Annotated in this window: 15 protein-coding genes; 6 read left to right on the top strand and 9 right to left on the bottom strand. The window is 46.2% G+C overall.

From position 1 onward, the window contains the following. Window positions 1-23: 23 nt before the first annotated feature. Window positions 24-1,505, bottom strand: coding sequence for an FGGY family carbohydrate kinase (locus M2137_RS11920; RefSeq protein WP_280766712.1), 1,482 nt, complete (start codon window positions 1,503-1,505; stop codon window positions 24-26). Window position 1,506: 1 nt separating this feature from the next. Next, on the bottom strand, window positions 1,507-2,259 hold the full coding sequence (locus M2137_RS11915; protein WP_280766671.1) for an NUDIX domain-containing protein: 753 nt from the start codon (window positions 2,257-2,259) through the stop codon (window positions 1,507-1,509). A gap of 695 nt (window positions 2,260-2,954) precedes the next feature. On the opposite strand from M2137_RS11915, the gene M2137_RS11910 reads away from it, so the two are divergent. The 3 genes from M2137_RS11910 (at window position 2,955) to M2137_RS11900 (ending at window position 8,295) form a co-directional block, all read left to right on the top strand. After that, entirely contained in the window at window positions 2,955-3,572 is a 618-nt protein-coding gene (locus tag M2137_RS11910) for a TetR/AcrR family transcriptional regulator (RefSeq protein ID WP_280766670.1), read from the top strand. Window positions 3,573-3,624: 52 nt separating this feature from the next. Further along, complete coding sequence (locus M2137_RS11905) at window positions 3,625-7,881, top strand: acyl-CoA dehydratase activase (protein WP_280766669.1); 4,257 nt, start codon at window positions 3,625-3,627, stop codon at window positions 7,879-7,881. 75 nt (window positions 7,882-7,956) lie between these two features. Beyond that, entirely contained in the window at window positions 7,957-8,295 is a 339-nt protein-coding gene (locus M2137_RS11900; protein WP_348538035.1) for a YegP family protein, read from the top strand. A gap of 71 nt (window positions 8,296-8,366) precedes the next feature. On the opposite strand, the gene M2137_RS11895 is transcribed toward M2137_RS11900, so the two are convergent. The 3 genes from M2137_RS11895 to M2137_RS11885 are packed head-to-tail and all read right to left on the bottom strand — an operon-like array spanning window position 8,367 to window position 11,858. After that, window positions 8,367-9,713 (bottom strand): ATP-binding protein, encoded by a 1,347-nt coding sequence (locus M2137_RS11895; RefSeq protein WP_280766667.1) that lies wholly within the window; start codon window positions 9,711-9,713, stop codon window positions 8,367-8,369. Between the two features lie 14 nt (window positions 9,714-9,727). Further along, entirely contained in the window at window positions 9,728-11,071 is a 1,344-nt protein-coding gene (locus M2137_RS11890; RefSeq protein WP_280766666.1) for a sigma-54 dependent transcriptional regulator, read from the bottom strand. Window positions 11,072-11,093: 22 nt separating this feature from the next. Then, window positions 11,094-11,858, bottom strand: coding sequence for an exodeoxyribonuclease III (locus tag M2137_RS11885; RefSeq protein ID WP_280766665.1), 765 nt, complete (start codon window positions 11,856-11,858; stop codon window positions 11,094-11,096). Window positions 11,859-12,218: 360 nt separating this feature from the next. Between M2137_RS11885 and gyrA the strand changes: the two genes are divergently transcribed. Next, window positions 12,219-14,813 carry a DNA gyrase subunit A gene (gyrA, locus tag M2137_RS11880; RefSeq protein ID WP_280766664.1) on the top strand — a complete coding sequence of 865 codons (2,595 nt, stop codon included), beginning with the start codon at window positions 12,219-12,221 and terminating at the stop codon, window positions 14,811-14,813. 43 nt (window positions 14,814-14,856) lie between these two features. Further along, entirely contained in the window at window positions 14,857-16,086 is a 1,230-nt protein-coding gene (locus M2137_RS11875) for a hypothetical protein (RefSeq protein WP_280766663.1), read from the top strand. A 99-nt stretch (window positions 16,087-16,185) separates the two neighbouring features. Here the strand turns inward: M2137_RS11875 and M2137_RS11870 are convergent, their stop codons facing one another. Both M2137_RS11870 and M2137_RS11865 read right to left on the bottom strand, forming a co-directional pair. Next, the gene (locus M2137_RS11870) at window positions 16,186-16,626 is read right to left on the bottom strand and encodes a DUF695 domain-containing protein (RefSeq protein WP_280766662.1); all 441 of its coding nucleotides are present in this window, start codon (window positions 16,624-16,626) and stop codon (window positions 16,186-16,188) included. Next, window positions 16,623-17,552 (bottom strand): transporter, encoded by a 930-nt coding sequence (locus tag M2137_RS11865; RefSeq protein WP_280766661.1) that lies wholly within the window; start codon window positions 17,550-17,552, stop codon window positions 16,623-16,625. The genes M2137_RS11870 and M2137_RS11865 overlap by 4 nt, the downstream gene beginning before the upstream one ends. A gap of 123 nt (window positions 17,553-17,675) precedes the next feature. On the opposite strand from M2137_RS11865, the gene M2137_RS11860 reads away from it, so the two are divergent. Beyond that, the gene (locus M2137_RS11860) at window positions 17,676-18,377 is read left to right on the top strand and encodes a DNA alkylation repair protein (protein WP_280766660.1); all 702 of its coding nucleotides are present in this window, start codon (window positions 17,676-17,678) and stop codon (window positions 18,375-18,377) included. On the opposite strand, the gene M2137_RS11855 is transcribed toward M2137_RS11860, so the two are convergent. After that, window positions 18,367-19,404 (bottom strand): PmoA family protein, encoded by a 1,038-nt coding sequence (locus tag M2137_RS11855; RefSeq protein ID WP_280766659.1) that lies wholly within the window; start codon window positions 19,402-19,404, stop codon window positions 18,367-18,369. The two genes, M2137_RS11860 and M2137_RS11855, sit on opposite strands and share 11 nt — an antisense overlap. 25 nt (window positions 19,405-19,429) lie before the next feature. Beyond that, window positions 19,430-20,776 carry a Gfo/Idh/MocA family oxidoreductase gene (locus M2137_RS11850; RefSeq protein WP_280766658.1) on the bottom strand — a complete coding sequence of 449 codons (1,347 nt, stop codon included), beginning with the start codon at window positions 20,774-20,776 and terminating at the stop codon, window positions 19,430-19,432. Between the last annotated feature and the right edge of the window lie 588 nt (window positions 20,777-21,364).

The raw sequence follows: 21,364 nt of genomic DNA, 5'->3' as shown, positions 1-21,364 counted from the left end.
TTACTTTATTAATTAAATGAATATTAAATTTGTTTTTCCAGTTTTTCTTTCCATACTTCGTAAGCAGCGCAATAGCTATCGGCATGATGCCCATCCGGCTCGATTACCTGCAATTTGGTAAGCGAAGCGAAAGCCTCCTGGGGCGATGCGTAAATGCCTGCGCCTATACCGGCTCCACGGGCTGCCCCCACGGCGCCATCCGTATCGTATAATTCGATCTGAGCTCCGGTGATGCCCGAAAGCGTTTCGCGGAAGATCGGACTTAAGAACATATTGGCGTTACCCGCCCGGATCACTTCAATGTTGATACCCATATTGTTCATGATGTCCATACCGTATTTGAACGAGAAGACCACCCCTTCCTGAGCGGCACGCGCCAGGTGAGCTTTAGTATGAATGTTGAAATTGATACCATGAAGTGAACAACCAATCTCTCTGTTGGCGAGCATACGTTCCGCCCCATTACCAAACGGCAACACGGAAACGCCGCCGGAACCGATGGGCGCAGTAGCCGCCAGGTCGTTCAATTGATTGTAACTCAGTTCTTCACCGATCATGCGTTTTGTCCAGGAATTCATGATGCCGACACCATTGATGCAAAGCAAAACACCTAAGCGTGGATTCTCTGCCGTATGGTTCACGTGGGCAAAGGTGTTAACGCGTGAAAGCGTGTCGTAGTTCACCTGATCGTTTACCCCATACACCACCCCTGATGTGCCGGCTGTAGCGGCGATTTCTCCGGGGTTCAGGACGTTAAGCGACAAAGCGTTGTTAGGCTGATCGCCCGCGCGATAGGTCACCGGAGTGCCTTTCTGCAGACCCAGTTCGTCGGCAACAGAAGCTAATAATTCTCCCTGCAAACCAAACGTAGGTTTGATATCGGCAATCACATCCTTGTTGAAGCCATAATAGTTCATTAGGTCGTCCGACAAGCTGTTATTCTTGAAATCCCAGAATATACCTTCCGACAGACCAGACACCGTTGTAACGATATCGCCCGTCATCCGCATGGCGATGTAGTCTCCCGGAAGCATGATTTTATGGATCTGATCGAATAGCTGAGGTTCGTATTCTTTTACCCAGGCCAATTTTGAGGCCGTGAAGTTACCGGGGGAGTTAAGCAGATGCGCCAGGGTATATTCTTCGCCCATATTCTTAAAGGCTTTTTCGCCATAAGGCACCGCCCGGCTATCACACCAGATGATCGAAGGACGAAGCAGTTGCTGCTTCTTGTCAACAATGACCAACCCGTGCATCTGATAAGATATACCAATCGCTTTGATCTCTTTTCCGCTGGCATTTGCCTGGGCTAAAGCGCCCGCAATAGCCATTTTCAGGTTTTTCCACCATTCGTTGGGATCCTGTTCGGCCCACCCCGGACGAACCGCATTGATGGCAGCCTCCTGTTTGGGATAAAAGTCGGAACCAACGATTTTACCTGTTGTCTCGTCAACAAGTGCCGCTTTAATGGAAGAACTTCCTATGTCGCAACCTAATAACATAATTTTACTCCAGATTTTTATTGAGCTTAGCTCGTTGTTTGTTATAAATAATTTTATCAAAACGATAATAGCGGGGCGAGCGATGTGCCGTACCCTCTTTCCGGTCTTCGGTTGGCAGCAGGTATTCCCACGATTTCATCTTCTTATGGAAATTACGTACGTCCAGTGTCTTATTATACAAGATCTCGTACGTGCGCCGCAATTCTGAGGCCGTGAATTTCTTTTTCAGGTAATTAAATACGATCGCCGGTTCCCGATCGATCCATAACCGTATCTCTTTGACGGCTTCGTTGACGATCTCATTGTGGTCGAAGGGCATACGGGGCAGACTGTCGATCGCCACCCAGTGTTTGGATTCATATTCGCTGTCTGCGGTTTTCTTGTCGGGCTTGCATAAAGCCAGGTAAGCCACTGTGATGATACGAATACTGCCCTGATAGGCCTGCATGATCTTCTGGTTCGAAGCGGATTCCAACCAGATCACATCTTCTTTGTTTTTTGTACGCATAGGTGAACCGAAACAACGAAACTGATGCAGCTGTACGCGCTTCATGCCGGTCGCGTCGTTCAGTGTCCGGTTGGCTGCTTCATCCAAATCTTCTGTCTGATAGATCAAACCTCCCGGCAATTTCAACCCCAAAGCTTGTCCGTGCTGACCCTTTCTTTCCACCAATAAGACGGAAAGTTTATCGTTGACAATGGTCATTAACACACAGTCTACCGATACGTGCGGATTGAACATTTTTGCGTTTTCCATGTATACACACTCGAATAATCAGACTGCAAATATATGTATTAATTCGATATATCAAAATATTTATTCTATTTTTTGTAACGTGTAAACACTTATAGATAAGACTCTTTGTTATCTTACTTTGTACAATAACACATTTCCACTTAGTGTAAACAATACAGTAACCGCCTTTATGTACGTTGTACAATATAGTATCCATGGGGATTCTCCGCAAAAAACGAACGATGAAAAATGACAATATACAAACGGGAGATGTCGGAAACTTAAAATAATAAAATACAAACTAAGGGACAACAAAAAGACCATTTTGCTTTACAAGCAAGTATTAAGCCATCTTGCAATAATGTAAACAAACGTTAAAACGCCCATTTTCCGCGAACCCTCTAATTTATGATTTGTAATTTCGGAGGGACTTTGCGCGCAAAAAAGCGGGACTTTGAAGACAAACTCCCGGGAGAAACATTTTTTAACGTATGGATTTGTAAGCAAAACGGCTTTTTTACTTACAATCGATATTTTAACATATTGCTGTCAGCTGTGTGACTATTTAGCCTCTATCGGGTTTTTTCGTCCTGATCTGAATAGATACGATAAAGGCAATCAAGACTTATTAACAACCTTTATGTTTTAAAAGCCTCCAAACATTTGCTGAGACGATAATAATCAGTTCCTTTGCGTTAAACAAGTGTTTAAAACAAATGTTTAAAGAGAAAGAAAATACAGATGTAAAAGGCAGGATTCTGGAGGTGGCGCGCCGACTTTTCATTGAGAAAGGCTATAACGGCACGAGTATCAGGGATATAGCAGCTGCGTCGGAAACGAACGTGGCGATGATCAATTATTATTATCACTCCAAGTATAACCTGTTTGAATACATCTTCGAAGAGGCGTTTGATGTGGTAATGAACCGCGTATTTTCCGTGCTCCGTTCGGATATGCCGATCCTGGAACTGATAGAGAAATGGATCGATTCCTATTATGAGAGCCTGATGGAATATCCACAGATCCCTATTTTCATATTGTATGAGATCAATCAGCATCCTGAGAAGTTGCCCGAGCGCATCCAAAGACGCGAACCTTACGATATCTTCCTCAACATATCCAAACGACTGGAAGAGGAGGGACGCCTGGGGAATATTAGGGAAACATCGGTATTGGATCTGCTCCTGAACATACTCTCCCTATGCGTATTCCCTTTTATTTTCGGTTCGCTGGCCGTGAAAGTGACCGGTCGATCCATGGAGGAATATCATGAGGTACTGGTTCAGCATAAAGACTATGTGAAACGTTTTGTTATACAAGCTCTCAAACCATAATTTTTTTTGCCTGTGAATTAAACGATCGTTTAAGAAGGGGGAGGACATTAACATGAAAAAAGATCAACAACTGTGTCGGGTGGGGATTGATGTGGGTTCTACTACGATAAAGATGGTCGTATTAGACCCTTCCGACATCATCATCTACAAAACCTATCGTCGTCATAAAGCCAATATCAACCGCATATTCGCGGAAGAGCTCCAAACGATTATCCGTACGTTCCCTGAGTTGTCTTATCGGATACAGATCACAGGTTCGGCCGGGCTGGGCATTGCCGAGCGTACGGGCATCCCGTTTGTACAGGAGGTGGTCTCCTCTGTGGAGGTGGTCAACCGGCTCTATCCCGACACGCGCACCCTGATCGACCTGGGCGGGGAAGATGCCAAAATGGTATTCTTCCACTCCGGGAAACAGCCCGATATCCGTATGAACGGGAATTGCGCGGGAGGTACGGGCGCGTTTATCGATCAAATGGCCGACCTGATGCATATTACTATCGAAGCCTTGGGCCGGCAGGCGATGCATTATGACAAGATCTATCCGATTGCATCGCGTTGTGGTGTGTTTGCCAAGACGGACGTGCAGAACCTGATTTGCCGGAACGTACCGGTGAATGATCTCTCGGCCTCTATTCTTCATACGGTAGCGTTGCAATGCATCACTTCATTGGCCCGGGGATACGATATCGAACGTAAGATATTGTGCATCGGTGGGCCGTTGACTTTCCTGCCGGCGCTTCGCCATGCCTTCCAGGAGTTGCTTCAACTGGAAGAGGATGACTTTCTTATGCCTGAAAACGGCGAATACTTCCCAGCATTGGGCTGCGCTCTTTTATTAAAGGAAGAGAGCGGACAAACTGTCGATATCCCGTCGCTGCTTCAGCAATTAAACGCGACCAAAACGGAAGAGAAAGATACCTTGCCTCCTCTGTTTAAAGGGGAAGAGGAGTACATCCATTGGAAAGAGACAAGAAAGATCAAAAAAATCAAGTTGGAACCTTTAGGCATCGAACAAGATATAACCTGTTTCTTGGGCATTGACTCCGGTTCGACCACGACCAAAATCGTTGTGATGAAAGAAGACGGACATATTCTCTACACCTATTATAGTGCGAACGAAGGGAATCCGTTGAAAAAGGTGGTGGAAGGCCTGCAGGAGTTTTATCGGAGTGCGGCAGAAAAAGGGGTGAATTACCGCTTTCTCTCTTCTGCCGTGACAGGATACGGGGAAGACCTGGTTCGGTCGGCTCTCAACCTGGACTACGGGATTGTAGAGACCATGGCGCATCTTTCCGGTGCTCAGTATGTGGATCCGGAAGTCTCGTTCATACTCGATATCGGCGGGCAGGATATGAAGTCGCTCTTTGTCGATAAAGGCATTATTTCCAACATCGAACTAAACGAGGCCTGTTCGTCGGGCTGCGGCTCTTTCCTGCAAAACTTTGCCTCGACCATGCATATTTCCCTATCCGACTTCTCGAAGGCAGCCTGTATGTCGGCCTGTCCGAGCGATCTGGGTTCGCGGTGTACGGTGTTTATGAATTCCAAAGTGAAACAAGCCCTGCGTGAAGGGGCTGAAATCGGGGATATTGCGGCTGGACTGGCCTATTCGGTGGTGAAGAATTGCTTGTATAAAGTGCTTAAAATAAATAACCTGAACCAACTGGGCGATCACATCGTGGTGCAGGGAGGTACCTTCCGCAACGACGCGGTCTACCGTGTGTTGGAACAACTATCGGGGAAAACGGTCAGCACCACCGATCATCCCGAACTGATGGGTGCCCTGGGCGCTGCTTTGTATGCCCAGCGAAGGTGGAGCGAGGAAAGGACAACCTCGTTCACCGGACATGAAGCTTTGCCCGAAGTGGATCATATCGAAACCAAAGAGTTGCAGTGTAAGGGTTGTACCAACAAATGCTCCGTATTGCGTTTCCGCTTCAATAACGGGAATACCTCTTATGCAGGGAATAAGTGCGAAAAGGTCTTTTTCAATAAAAACACGGTGCATAAGAAAGGATTCAACGCGTTTGAAAAGAAAAACGAGATCCTTTTCCAACGGGAAGAACATGCGGCGAAAAACGAAAACCTGCCTGTTATAGGTATTCCGCGGGTGTTGAATATGTTCGAAAACTATCCTTTCTGGCATAAATTGTTCACCAGTTGCGGCTTGCGGCTTGTCTTGTCGCCGGAGTCCACCTTTGCGCTTTATCAGAAAGGAGTGGGCAGCGTGATGTCAGAGAATATCTGTTTCCCGGCCAAATTGGTACATGGGCATATCCATGCGTTGGCGGAAGCAGGGGTGGATCGTATCTTTTATCCCATTGTGCCGAAAGAAGAAGATGAATTCGGGAAAGCGAATAACTCGTATAACTGTCCGGTAGTCAGCGGATATCCGGATGTGATCCGTTCGGCCATGAACCCGGAAGAGCGCTTTGGCATCCCTTTCGACAAACCGGTGGTTACCTTCAGTAGCGATCGGGCGCTCGAAAAGGCTTGCTGGAATTATCTTTCTTCCATAGGTATTCCCAAGGAGATCTTCCGAAATGCGTTTAAGAGCGCTCTGAAGGAGCGGGCCGCCACAAAAGAGAAACTGGCTGTTGAGCAGAAAAGACGCTTTGACGAGGCCGTGGCAAACAACGAACCTGTCTTTGTGGTTGCCGGACGCCCTTATCATACCGACCCGCTTATCCATCAGAAGACAGGGCAGATTCTGTCGGATCTGGGAGGCTATGTGTTTACGGATGATGTGTTTCGCGTGACAAACCAACAGGGTTTTGGCGCATTGAATATCATCTCCCAGTGGTCTTACCCGAATCGTACGGTGCAGGCTGCGGTAGAGGTGGCAAAATTGCCCCGGAATGTGCAGTATATTCAATTGAACTCCTTCGGATGTGGTCCCGACTCTTTCTTTATGGATGAGATCGGAGATATCCTGAAACAGGCAGGAAAGAACCATACGATATTGCGGATAGACGAGATAGCCAGTCCCGGTTCTGTTCGTTTGCGCTTGCGTTCGTTGATCGAATCGTTGAAGGCTGCTCAGCCAACTGATATGCCTTCGGAAGCGAAAGGCTTTGAAGCCTACGGGGTGACCTATAAAAAGGAAGACCGGAAGAAGACCATTATCATTCCCTGGTTTGCCGATTATATCTCGCCTTTTATCCCGGCTATCGGCGAACTGGCTGGGTATAGGATTGTCAATCTGCCCAAATCATCGAAGGCATCGGCAGAGATCGGCTTGAAATACGGGCATAATGAGGTTTGTTACCCTTCGACCCTGATCGTGGGAGATATCATTATGGGATTACAATCCGGGCAGTACGACCTGGAGAATACGGTGGTGGCCATTACGCAAACAGGCGGACAATGTCGGGCAACGAACTATATCTCACAAATAAAAACCGCCATCCGGAACGCCGGTTTCAAGGATATTCCGGTACTGGCTGTAAGTACGGGCAAGGTGTATCAGAACGATCAGAGTGCCTTTAAGGTGCCGGTTGCCAAGTTGATTCATATCATTATTTACGCGATACTCTATGCGGATGCCATTCAGAACATGTATAGCTCGCTCGTCATCCGGGAGAAGAAAGAGGGAGAAACAAAGAAGCTGTTTGACTTCTATATCGAACAGGGGGTGAAGGCCACGCAGCGTAACGATTATCATTGCTTAGTGAAACTATTAGAACAAGCTGTTGCCGACTTCAACCAGATAGAGATTTATGACCGCGCGTTTACCAAAGTAGGACTGATTGGAGAGATCTATTTGAAATACAACAACTATGGTCAGGCGCATATCACGGAATGGCTGCGTTCGAAAGGGATGGAGGTACACACGCCGCCCATTATGGATTTCGTATTACCCTATTTTGTGAACGCGCAGACCAACGTGAAGAACGGAGTGAAGAAAGCTTCGGTTTTGAGCGATCTCTTTAACTCGATTGCCTGGAAATATATCAATAAACAAATGCAAGTGTTCGAGAACCGCATGAAAGATTTCCGGTTTTACGAACCTTCTGAGTCGGTCTTTGTCAAAGCGGAGTATGCTTCCGAAATACTCGACCTGGCGCATCAGTTCGGCGAAGGCTGGTCGATTCCGGCAGAAGTGGCCTGTTATGCTCGCCAGGGAGTAAACAAAGTGGTCTGCATACAGCCTTTTGGATGCATCGCCAACCATATAGTGGCGCGTGGTGTAGAGAAGAGGCTGAAAAAGATCTATCCGGAGATGAATATTTTGTATCTCGATATAGATGGGGGAGTGGCAGAGGTAAACCTGCAAAACCGCTTGCATTTCATGATGGCTTACTCTTGAAAAGTTTAAGTTTGTTAATTTTGAACATATTCCATGCAGCCCTTGTTATATAAGTACCAAACAAAAAGAAAAAGAATTATGGGAAAATTTGAAGTAACAAAGAGAAAGAATGGAGAATTCCAGTTCAATTTGAAAGCAGGCAACGGTCAGGTTATTCTGACAAGTGAAGGATATGTAGCCAAAGATAGTTGTTTGAAGGGAATTGAATCCGTACGTAAGAACAGTCAGATCGATACTCGTTACGAAATCAAGACATCGAAAGACAATCGTTCTTACTTTAATTTGAAAGCATCAAACGGACAAGTTGTCGGTACCAGCGAGATGTATAACAGCGAAGCTGCGATGAAAAATGGTATTGAGTCCGTTAAGAAGAATGCTCCGGAAGCAACCTTAGTCGATTTAACGATCATATAAAAACCGAGAAATAACTGTTGAAAAAAAGAAAAGCTGTCCATAATTGGGCAGCTTTTTCGTTTTTATACTGTTTACGGAAAGGTCAATACAAACGTAGTCGAGAAGGGTGGAGCATTGTTTTTCAGCGCGATGCTGCCGCCCGAAAGGCGCATGATCTGTCGGGATACGGAGAGACCGACACCGCTTCCGCCTTCTTTGGTGGTAAAGAATGGGATGAAAATATGTTCGATCTCTTCCGCCGGGATGATAGGACCGTTGTTGCTCACCTCGATAACTACTGCCTCCTCCTCGGTAGAAAAGGCACGGATCAGGATCTTTCCGTCGCTGCGTTCGCCACCAATGGCCTGCATTGCGTTCTTCAATAGGTTGAGTACCACCTGTGTGATCAGGTTTTCGTCGGCGTAAACGATCAGATCGTCCGGTTCTACGATGCTGATAACTTCGATCATCGGGTAGTTGTTCTGATGCTTTGCCAACTGGATCATCCTGTCTAAGAACTTACCTACATAAAACAAAGTAGGGTTGGGGGTAGGAATGCGGGTGAATTTGCGGTATGAATCCACAAAGGCAATCAAGCCTTTTCCTGTTGTACTGATTGTTTCCAAACCGTTTCTAATATCCTCATTCACATCTCCTTGGTGCATCGACAGAAGTGTGTCGCTCAGTGAGGTGATCGGTGTCACGGAATTCATAATTTCATGTGTCAACACACGCGTCAGCCTGATCCAGGAGTCTATCTCCTTTTCATCCAATTCGCGGTTGATATCATTGATGGCAATAATGCGCAAGTGCTTCGATTGTAAGGTCATTTCCGACACACGCAGGGAGAGATAAACCGTTCCGCGCTCGTTTGTAAAGGTAACCTGGTGCTTTTCGCCCGGCTGTATCTGCTGCATCACCTGAGCGACACCTGTATCTACCTTTGCTAACTGTTTGACATGTGTAAAAATCGATAAGCCCAAAAGCCGGAGAGCCTCTTTGTTTGTCTGGTAAATATAGCCATTATCATCCAATACAATAATACCGGTAGAAACCGAATCCATGATCAGTTCATAGTATTTCTCCTGCTGAGCTGCTTCCGACTTTGCCTGGAAAAGGATTTGGGTAATGCGGTTCATCGATTCGCTGACCAACTTATCGTCGGAGGCATGCCCCCGGGTAGCATACTTAAATGCATAGTCGCTGTTGTCGATCGCATCGAACATAAAAGCGATCTTGCGAGCATTTCTTCTGTATAGATTGCCAATCAACAGAATAGAGACGAACAGTCCGACCAGCGATAAAACAAACCATTCCCATTTGCCTGACTGATAAAACCACATTGTGCCCACCGTACATCCCACCACCAGAAGCAGGCGGAAATAGACATTGTCGAGTATTCGTTTGAAAAAAAGGCGGATCGTTGTCAGTTGTCTCATCTCATTCTCTATTTTTACAATCCGTAACGCTTGATCTTATTATAGAGCGTCTGCCGCGAAATACCCAATTGATTAGCCACCATCGACAGGTTGCCATTGCATTTATCCATCGCATTTTTGATCATATTGTATTCCATCTCCTCCAGAGTGGTCGATTCCTTGAGCGGAGTTACCGGCTTTTGCGGGAAATGGAAATCGTTTACATCCAATATCTTCCCGTCTCCGATGATAACCGCCTTCTCAATGGTGTGTTCCAGTTCCCGAATATTCCCCATCCAGGGCAGTTCTTTCAGTTTTGCCTTCACCTGAGGAGATAATTGCAGGTTCGGTTTGCCATAAATATTGCCGTATTTCACTAAGAATATCTCCGCAAGAGGTATCACATCTTCAATGCGCTGACGCAAGGAAGGGATCTCCACATGGATCGTATTCATGCGATACAACAGGTCTTCGCGGAAACTTCCTTCATGCACCATCTGCGTCAGATCCCGGTTGGTCGCACTGATCAGGCGTATATTCACCGGGATAGGGGTATTACTTCCTACACGAACGACTGCCCGCTGTTGAAGCACCGTCAATAGTTTCGCCTGTAAATGGTAGGGTAGATTACCAATTTCATCCAAGAAAAGGGTTCCGTTATTGGCGGCTTCGAATTTACCCGGACGATCGGCACGCGCATCGGTAAACGCGCCTTTCACATGCCCAAACAATTCGCTCTCGAACAGTGTTTCCGTGATCGCTCCCATATCGACCGTGATAACTGCCTCGTTCTTGCGTCGCGAAAGCAGATGAATCTCCCGGGCAAGCATCTCTTTCCCGGTTCCGTTTTCCCCGGTGATCAGGATATTGGCATCGGTCACCGCTACCTTTTCGATCAAATGACGCAGTTGCAGCATCGCCTGGCTCTCTCCCCAGAACATGCCGCTTTCAGTCGATAGTGGTTGTATTTTCCGCTGGGCTTTGTTTTCGCCTTTCCGTTGTTTATAAGCGTTTTGCAAAGACTCGATCAATTTTTGATTATCCCATGGTTTAACAACGAAATCGGCTGCTCCCTCTTTGATTCCCCTGACCGCCAGCTCTATATCAGCATAGGCCGTGAAGAGAACAACGGGAAGGGAAGGCTCTTTTTTCTTGATCTCCGAAAGCCAGAACAGCCCTTCGTTTCCGCTATTGATGCCTGCACTGAAATTCATATCCAATAGGACGACATCAATTTTCTCTGCCTGCAACGTGGCGTTTATCTTATTGGGATTGCTGATGGTTATTACCTTTTCAAAACAGGAGTTCAACAACATCTGAACGGCTGTCAGTATGCCTTTGTTATCGTCAACGACCAATAGGGTACCTTGTTTTGTCATATAAATTTTCTTCCTCTTGGGGTTATTTATTGATTGTCAGTGTCGCCGGACAATGATCCGAATGATGTACATCGTGCAGGATCGTGGCTTCGCTGATCAGAGAGCGCAGAGGTTCGCTGACCATACAATAGTCGATACGCCATCCTTTGTTGTTTTTCCGGGCATTGAAGCGATAGCTCCACCAGGTATAGCCCACAACATCTGGATGCAGGTGGCGGTAGGTGTCGGTGTACCCCGCGGAGAGGAAGCGTGTCATCCATTCGCGTTCTTCCGGCAGGAAACCGCTATTCTTCGCATTGCGCACCGGATCATGGATATCGATTGGCTCATGGCAAATATTATAATCACCACAGAGGATCAGATTGGGTCGTTCTTTCTGCAGCTCGACCACATAACGCTGGAAATCTTCCAGCCACTCCATTTTAAAAGCCTGCCGTTCGTCGCCACTGGTTCCCGAAGGGTGATAGACACTGACCACGGAAATATCCCCAAAATCAGCCCGGATAAACCGCCCTTCCCGGTCGTATTTCTCGATGCCCATGCCATATTCCACATGATCAGGCTCTTGGCGTGTCAGGATTGCCACACCGCTATATCCTTTTTTCTCGGCGCAAAAGAGATAACTTTTATACCCCAATGCTTCGAACACCTCTCCTGGAAACTGATCTTCCTGCAACTTGGTCTCCTGCAGGCAGAGAACGTCCGGCTGAGTCTCTTGCAGCCATTCCGGAAAACCCTTTGTGATGGCCGCGCGCAAACCGTTTACATTATACGTGATGATCTTCATATCTATTTCTGTTTTTTGGCAACCAAAGATAATACCAACAAAATAAATTCCCGCCACAAAAGGGAGATAAAATTTGCTGGTCGACCATGCTCAGCCAACTGGTCGACCATGCTCAGCCATTTGGTTCACCATGCTCAGCCAACTGGTCGACCATGCTCGACCAGCAAATATTCCAAATAAAAAAGACTACCACAAAATAAAGATTGAAAAATGAAGCAGCGAAAATGAAACGCTTGGCAGCATTATAAAAGGATTTCCTACGAAAAAATCGCTCCAAATCTTTTTGTAGTAAAGAGAAAAGCCTTACCTTAGTGCGATTTTTCAGTGATGAAATTGTGCGTATATTAAATAAATAGCTAAATGATTGATCAAGACAGAATTATAAAGATCAACATCGAGGATGAGATGAAATCGGCTTACATTGACTATTCTATGTCGGTTATCGTTTCGAGAGCTCTTCCTGATGTGAGGGATGGTTTTAAACCGGTTCACCGTCGTGTATTATTTGGGATGAACGAACTGGGTAATACATCCGATAAACCGTACAAAAAATCCGCCAGAATTGTAGGAGACGTTTTAGGTAAGTATCACCCGCACGGTGATAGTTCCGTTTATTTTGCCATGGTACGTTTGGCGCAACCGTGGTCATTGCGTTACCCGCTGGTCGACGGCCAGGGAAACTTCGGTTCCGTCGATGGTGACAGCCCTGCTGCCATGCGTTATACGGAGGCTCGCTTGAGCAAATTGGCCGAAGAAATGCTGCGGGATATCGAAAAAGATACGATTGATTTCCAGTTAAACTTCGATGATACATTAAAAGAACCGACCGTTCTGCCTACGCGTATACCGAATCTATTGATTAACGGTGCTTCGGGTATTGCGGTAGGGATGGCTACCAATATGCCGCCTCATAATATGACAGAGGTGTTGAATGGTTGTATGGCTTACATCGATAACCGCGGTGAGATCGAAATCGACGAATTGATGGAATACATCAAAGCGCCTGATTTCCCAACCGGTGCTACGATCTATGGCTACCAGGGCGTGAAAGACGCTTTTGAAACGGGTAGGGGACGTATTATTCTGCGCGGTAAGGCGGAGATTGAAGTCGAAAACAATCACGAAAAGATTATTATCACGGAAATCCCTTACCTTGTTAATAAGGCAGAACTGATCAAACACATTGCCGACCTGGTGAACGAAAAACGCCTGGAAGGTATATCGAATGTCAACGATGAGTCCGACCGTCACGGTATGCGCATTGTCGTAGATGTGAAGCGGGATGCCAACTCCAGCGTGATTCTGAACAAACTGTATAAACTGACCGCGCTTCAATCCTCTTTCAGCGTGAATAACATCGCGTTGGTCAACGGTCGTCCACGGCAGTTGAACCTGAAAGATATGATCAAGGCGTTCGTTGATCATCGCCAGGAGGTGGTGACAAGACGTACACGCTACGATCTGAGAAAGGCGGAAGAACGCGCGCATATCCTAGAAGGACTATTGATAGCCTCCGATAATATCGACGAGGTGATTGCTATCATCCGCTCATCATCCAGCCCGCAGGAAGCGATCGAACGTTTGATCGAGCGTTTCGGACTGACCGATATACAGGCCAGAGCGATTGTAGAAATGCGCCTTCGTCAGCTCACCGGGCTGGAACAGAATAAATTACGCGCTGAATATGAAGAGATAGAACGCTTAATCGCCTCCTACAAAGAGATTCTGGAAAATGAAGACCGTTGTATGGAAGTGGTGAAAGAAGAATTGCAGGAGATCAATGATAAGTATGGTGATGATCGTAAAACGGACATTATTTATGCTTCGGAAGAATTGAATCCGGAAGACTTCTATGCCGACGATGAGATGATTATCACCATTTCGCACATGGGTTATATCAAACGTACGCCGCTCTCTGAGTTCCGTGCCCAGGGACGTGGTGGAGTAGGAGCGAAGGGCTCCGAAACACGCGACGAAGACTTTGTGGAATATATCTATCCGGCGTCGATGCATGCCACCCTATTGATATTCACGGCAAAAGGTAAATGCTACTGGCTGAAGGTATATGAAATTCCGGAAGGAGCGAAGAATGCCAAAGGACGTGCTATTCAGAACCTATTGAATATCGAAGCCGACGACAAGATCCAGGCCTTTATCCGCGTGAAGAAGCTGACCTCCGATACGGAATTTATCAATTCACACTACCTGTTGTTCTGTACGAAGAACGGGGTGATCAAGAAAACATTGCTTGAAGCCTATTCACGGCCTCGCCAGAATGGTGTAAATGCCATTACGCTGCGTGATGGCGATGGGTTAATACAAGTTAAAATGACCAATGGTGATAATGAAGTATTAATCGCCAATCGCAACGGTCGTGCGATCCGTTTCCACGAAAGTGCTGTTCGCACCATGGGGCGTACGGCGGCTGGTGTGCGCGGAATGACGCTGGATAGTACTGATGATGAGGTGGTTGGTATGATCACGATCAAAGATATGGAACACGAAACCGTACTGGTTGTTTCCGAACAAGGCTATGGGAAACGGTCGCATATCGAAGACTACCGAATTACTAATAGAGGTGGAAAAGGTGTAAAAACTATTAATGTCACCGATAAGACGGGTAAACTTGTGGCCATAAAAAATGTCACAGAAGAGAATGACTTGATGATTATCAACAAATCGGGTATAACCATCCGTATGAAAGTAGCCGATCTGTCGGTGATCGGACGCGCGACTCAGGGAGTGCGGTTGATCAATCTGGAGAAACGTCAGGATGAAATTGCTTCGGTTTGTAAGGTGTTATCCGAAACGGATGAGCAGATTGCGGAAGAAAAGGCAGAACGTGATGCCCGACTGGAAACGCCTGTCTTTGAAGTATCCGAGAGTGTGGATATAACGGACGAAGAAACAGAAGAAAACAACTTGTTGGAAGACGAGGAGGCATCGGAAGAATAAAACAAATTAAATAAATAGAATATTAATCTCAAATTAGAATCGTATGAAACGAGTATTGTTATTATCAATTGCATTATGTGTAGCTGCCACAGCCGCTTTTGCTCAGAAAAAAGCTGTAAGCCAGGCTCAAAGCATTGCTAAAGGGAATAATGCGGATTTTGCAGAAGCACGGACGCTTATCAAAGGGGCGTTAGAAAATGCTGAAACAAAAGATGATCCTAAGACTTGGTATGTAGCCGGATATGTAGAAGATCAACAATTTAGTGCGGAAAGAATGAAAGAAATGCTGGGTCAGCAGCCTAACCAATCTGTGATGTATACGGCTTTATTGAATGTGTATCCCTATCTGAAGAAATCCTACGAGCTGGATCAGAAACCGGATGCAAAAGGTAAGGTAAAACCGAAACACACCAAAGACATCAAAGGTATTATGATGGCAAACCATGTGTATTATGTAAATGGTGGTGCTTACTACTTTGATGAAAGAGATTACAAAAAGGCGTATGAGTTTTTCGAACAATACCTGGCCATCGCTGAAGATCCTATGTTTGCCGGTGAACCTATTGCTGCGAAAGACACGATGTATCAGACTGTTCAATACTATTCAGCACTTGCTGCCATCCAAACAGGCGATCATGATCTGGCGCTTGCCACATTGGATCGTGCTAAAAAATACGAGTACAAACGATTCGAAATGTATCAATATATCCATTCTGAATACGAACAGTTGAGAGATACGGCTAATATTGAAAAAATATTGAAAGAAGGAATGGAAGTTTTCCCGAATGAAGATTACTTCCCGCTTCACCTGATCAATATTTATATCTATTCTAACAGAAATGAAGAAGCTATCCTGTATCTGGAAAAAGAACTTGCTAAAAAACCAGATGATGCAAAGCTTTACGACGTATTAGGGAATATATATGAAACCGGAATGAAAGACATGGAAAATGCTGAAAAAGCCTATATCAAATCATTGGAAATTGATCCTGATTATGAGCAAGCATTATCAAACTTGGGACGTGTTTACTACAACCGGGCTATCAACATCCAGGCGGATGCCAATATGATTAGCGATAACAAGCTGTATCAGGAAGAACTGGCTAAAGCAAAAGATATGTTTAGAAAGGCGCTTCCTTATTTTGAAAAAGCCTATGCGCAAAAGCCGGATCAGGTAGAATATATGATCGCATTGCGGGGTATCTATTATAACCTCAATATGAGCAAAGAATTCGACGAAATCGAAGCCAAACTGGGTAGTGATGGTGAATAAACAAGGAGTTTATCCGATATCAATATAAAGAGAGAGGCTGTTCCGAATCCGGACAGCCTCTCTTTTTTTAGTCACATGATTAGGTGAATTCTTCATTTTTCACTCGTCCACCGCCCATTGTTTCATCTCGTACATATCTAAGTACTCTTCCCATTCCGGATCCACTTCGGTGTAAATAGTAATCGGAAGAAGCTCGAAAGGAGCCAATACCTCGTTGAGTCGTTCGCCGAATACACGGGTCGTCCGGGTGTAATAAACCCATATCTTTTCACCTCCGCCTGAATATATGCTGGTCAGGATGGAGAGTTTATCCTTCTCCATGGCTTTCTTTAGAGCCAACTCCACTGTTTCCATTTTCTCGGCCAATTCATCCGAAGGCATACCGTTCTTATCGCCTTCATACTTCCAGGTGATCTCTACCCGTTCTTTGAATTTTCCGGACTCGATAAATTGAGTAAGTTCGTCACGTCCGTAAACGGCGACCATATTACCCTCTTCATTTTCCGATAAGGCTGTGAACCATACGTTACTTAATTTCATAATGCTGTCGATTTATGTTGTTCTTTGATTTGTTTTCGGTCGCGACTTGCTTTCAGCCAGAGTTGATACGAGTTGATGCAGTTTTGCCATAATACGTAGGCGGCCGGAGCCACCGATGAGATCGGGTTTAGGTAGGTTTGCGCCATCCAGATAGCCAGGATCGTATTTTTCTGCCCCAATCCTTGCCCCGACGAGACCGGATCGTTGTATTTCCAGCCGATGCGTCGTCCGATCAGAAACTGAAGAACACAAATCACGAGCGCAGCAATGGCCAGGCTTATCTCTACGGCATAATTGGGATTCTCCTGTTCGACAAGAAATTTGACCGTTACGCCTGTCACTAAAGCCAGCGAAAAGGCCCAGATATAGAAGGTCAATCCGTTAAGACGAACCAATACTTTGTGGATCTTCGGTGTATATTTGCGCATTCCCCAGGCAGCGAAGAGAGGTAAGAGAAGCATAGGGGCTACCTGTCGGCAGATATAGAAAAAAGCAGATAGGAAGGTCGCGTCGGAATGCGGTTCGATCAATGGGAAGAGGGCTGGAGCTATTATGGCCACCGCTATGTTGCAAAGCAGGGTGTAACTTGTCAGAAAAGCAACACTCCCGCCCAGCATGCCGGTGATCACGGCAGCCGCTGTCGCTGTCGGTGCCAATACACAGATCATGGCTCCCTGGGCTACGATAGGATGAAACGGATAAATAGCCGCATAAACTGCCACACATCCCACCAATTGTATCAATAACAGCCATATATGCGCCTTGTGGAAGTGGATATCACGTGGAGAGAGTTTGCAGAACGTAAGTAGCAACATCGCGAAAATCAGGTAAGGAGTCAGGACAATGAGCCGGCTTATCCACGGATAAGTGAGCACTCCGGTGATCATAGCCAGCGGAAGCATCCAGTCCTTTAGGAATTTCAACATACAAAGATTCTTTACAGTACGGCGCAAAGGTAGTGATTTCAGGCTAAGTGCGAACGAATACTGTTTTCTTTTATCTTTGTATTAAGTATAATACAGGATGTGTCCCATAAAAATCTAAAGAGAATGAATACCATTATCAATCAAAAGCTCCGGGCTTTGGCTGAAAGCGATTACAAACAGTTTAACGAAAAACTTATCCCTACCCAATATGAAATAATCGGTATCCGCATGCCCGCGTTGAAAAAACTGGCAAAAGAGATGGCAACAAATCCGGATGTAGAGACTTACCTTCAGCAGGCGGAATACACTACCTACGATCATATCCTATTATACGGCCTGGTGATTAGTAACCTCAAAAAGCCTTCCTTAGAAACGGTGTTCCGCTACTTAGACCCGCTGATACTGAAATTTGATAACTGGGCACATGTAGATACCATTATCTCTTCGTTGAAGGTGTTTAAACATTATCCCGACGAGGTATTAGCGCACTTCCTACCGCTTAAACAGGATGAAGGAGAGTTTACGAAACGTGTTTTCGTAATTGTCCTAATGGACTTTTTCCTGAACGATGCCTATATAGATATAGCGTTGAAACATTTCCAAGAGATACCTCAGGGGCAGTATTACGTGGATATGGCGATTGCCTGGGCGCTCAGCGTGGCTCTGATCAAATATTACGACAAAACCCTTCCGCTTTTGGAACAACAGAGGTTCTCCCGCTTCGTACACAACAAAGCCATACAGAAAGCCCGTGAGAGCTACCGCATCAGTCCAGAAACAAAAGAGTTTCTGAATACATTGAAGATAAAAGTAATCAGCGATTAAACTCCTCGAATACGATATTTATTTCTTGATCTTCGGCATACGAGCCGGCTTTGATCAGGATTTTATGCTTGAAGGTCACCGACTCACCCGGCAACAATGTCAGGGAGGTAGCGGGATTCTCCGCATGGAAGCTTTTACTACCCAAATTATTCACGGCAAACAAGCCATATCCGCGTGTATGCCAATGAGCCGGGTAACCCGGGTTCTCTTTATGGTCGAGTATGGCAACCGTTGTTTTATCGCCCTCTTTCTCTGCCGATACGCTGGCCCATCCGGCTCTTTTTCCCCAGGCACCACTCTCTTTCTCATCGCCTAAACTATTACGATATAGACCATTTACCCCGTCGTTGTTGACCGTCCGTTCCTCCATCGGCTGTTTATCTTCACCTATACGCAAGACGGGAGCATCCGATACCTCTTCAAATGCCCTGTCCATGCGTATACCCAACAGGCCCTCTTTGCTATCGGAGAAGATAACGGTGTCGGCTTGTGCCGTCAGGGTGACGATATGCTCAATGGTGCGCATTCCTTTTTCCGCTCCGAAAATATAGTGAGTCTCTGCCACGAGGAGTATTTTCTCCGTATGATCAATCCAGTCCGACTGAACCGTCAGCGTTGCCTGTTTTGCTCCGTTATTTATCTCCTCTATGCAGACATGGCGGATGCTGCCATACCTCGGCCTGTTTTCTTCCGGTATATTGTATGAATTATTCCAAAAGTCTAACCCGTTCACATTCCCATAATTGAACCATAACCCCAGGTGATGCGGATGATCTACCCGTTCTCCTGGCTGGGGATTGGCGGGGAAGCCGCGCGTCAGGTCAATGCCATGGGCATTATAGATCGGATATAAGATCGGCTTTTCCATCGTCTCGGGATAGGCATAGGAGGTGAATAGTTTGCCTTCGTAGTAGACATCCACCCGCTTATCCGATACATGTTGGATCAGTTCAAACCCTTTTTCTTTTTGTCCACACGAGATTAATATAAACGTAAGCACTATGGCTTGCAGTATGATTCTTTTCATAACGATTCTGTCGTTTACCTATACATTACAGATGAAACACCTTACCTCCCGCCAATACCTCTTGCCGGGCGGTGTCGAATGTCGCCTTTTCGCCGGTGCGAAGAGCCGCTGTACACATGATATTAGCGATGGAATGATTGTAACCCGCCTCCACCGGCGCATGGGGTTGTTTGCGATTACGGACAGATTCCATCCAATTGCGCATATGCAGGTTGGTCATCGGGTCGGAACCGGTATTCGAATCGGTCGCCACCTGCACCGAAGGGAGATGGTATGGTTCTAAGAGATTGGCCTTCATGCCCATATCGGCTGCGAATCGTTCAGTTAATCCGCCGTCAGGTGTGATCTGGTTGGTGTCTAAGTTGAGTGTCCCGCCATTGGAAAAATAGAGTTCTTTCACGCCCCCTGCGCTGTTGTGCATGCGGGAAGAGTAAACCACCTGGAAGGCGTTTGTCCCGTCGTCGTCTCCGTAGTCAAAGACGGCCGTCATGGTATCGTAGTTGCTGCGTCCGTCTTTCCATTGGTAAATACCGCCATTGGCACCTACAGAGCGTGGATGGGCATGACCGGTAAACCAATGAACCGTATCGATCTGATGCGCCATCCACTGCCCGGGTATGCCGGATGAGTAGGGCCAGAACAGGCGATACTCCAGGTATTTGCGGGCATCCCATGCCTCGTAGGGGCGGTTCATCAGGTAACGTTTCCAATCGGTATCCTTTTCAAAGCATTGAGCCACTAGAGCCGGCCGGCGCCAACGTCCCGGTTGATTCACATTCCAGGTCATCTCCACCATTGTGACCTGCCCGAAACGGCCGGAGCGTATGAAATCATTAGCCGCATGATAGTTGGGAGCCGAGCGACGCTGAGAGCCTATCTGCACGATTCGCCCGGTCTCTTCAACCGCTTTTCGTGCTTCGCGCGCGTCGGCCATGGTCTCGGCAAAAGGCTTTTCGACATAAGCGTCGCAACCTGCCCTGACAGCCTCTGCGCAATGAAGCGCATGTTGAAAATCGGCTGTAGCGATAATCACTGCGTCGCAGATACGGGCATCATACATCTCTTCATTATTGCGAAACAGGCGTACCTTTTTACCCCATTTATCTTGGAAGTATTTCCCGGCCTCCTCCCGGCGGCGACTCCAAAGGTCGGACACCGCTACGATCTCAAAACCCAGTTCATCGGCATACGCCTGAAAAGAAGGGATCAATGAATGGCGCGAACGGTCTGAAAAACCGACAATGCCTACCCGTATTTTATCATTTGCCCCGTAGATGCGGGCATAGCTCTCGTGACTGAAGGCCAGGCCGCCTAATGTCAAGCCTGCCGTACCTAAAATGCTTTGTTTCAGAAAATCTCTGCGTGTTGCCATGGCATATAAATCAAGTGATGAATAAAACTCTACTATTTGGGTGAGTAAAAATAGCTCTTCAAATTATCATTTTACCAAAAATACAGGTGTTTTTTCGAAATCCGGGGTCTTTTTTCACAAACTTCCGGAGAAGCATTTGCTTTACGCCTCCGGTTGAGTGATTGTTTATTTTTAACCTATTATTTTTAAAGGTGACTATTCAGCCACCCCGTAAGAGTGTGAACGAATGTTAATTTTGCTATTTCCAACAAAACCCCCAATTTACGATTTGTAATTTCCGATCGACTTTGCGCGCAAAAAGGCAGGAGTATTTTTGCAAACTCCCGGGAGAAACACTTTTTAACGTATGGGATTGTAAGCAAAAGGGGCGTTTTGCTTACAATCGAGATTTTAACATTTTGAGAGTTAGGAGTGTGAAAATAGGTGGTGAGATCTTCAAAAAGGAAAGAATTGGAAGGAGTTTTAGGATGATTATTGTAAGTAGGAATGGGGGAAATCACTATCCAAGGCTCCCCTTCTTAGAAAAGAAGGGGGGGACCATCGCTTGCGATGGTGGGGTAGTTTGATCCGGATTAAAAGCTTATATTT

The sequence above is a fragment of the Parabacteroides sp. PFB2-10 genome (genome assembly GCF_029893085.1).
Lineage (GTDB): Bacteria > Bacteroidota > Bacteroidia > Bacteroidales > Tannerellaceae > QVMG01.
The sequence above is the reverse complement of the archived record's forward strand: the minus strand, read 5'-3'. Positions and strand labels throughout refer to the sequence as shown.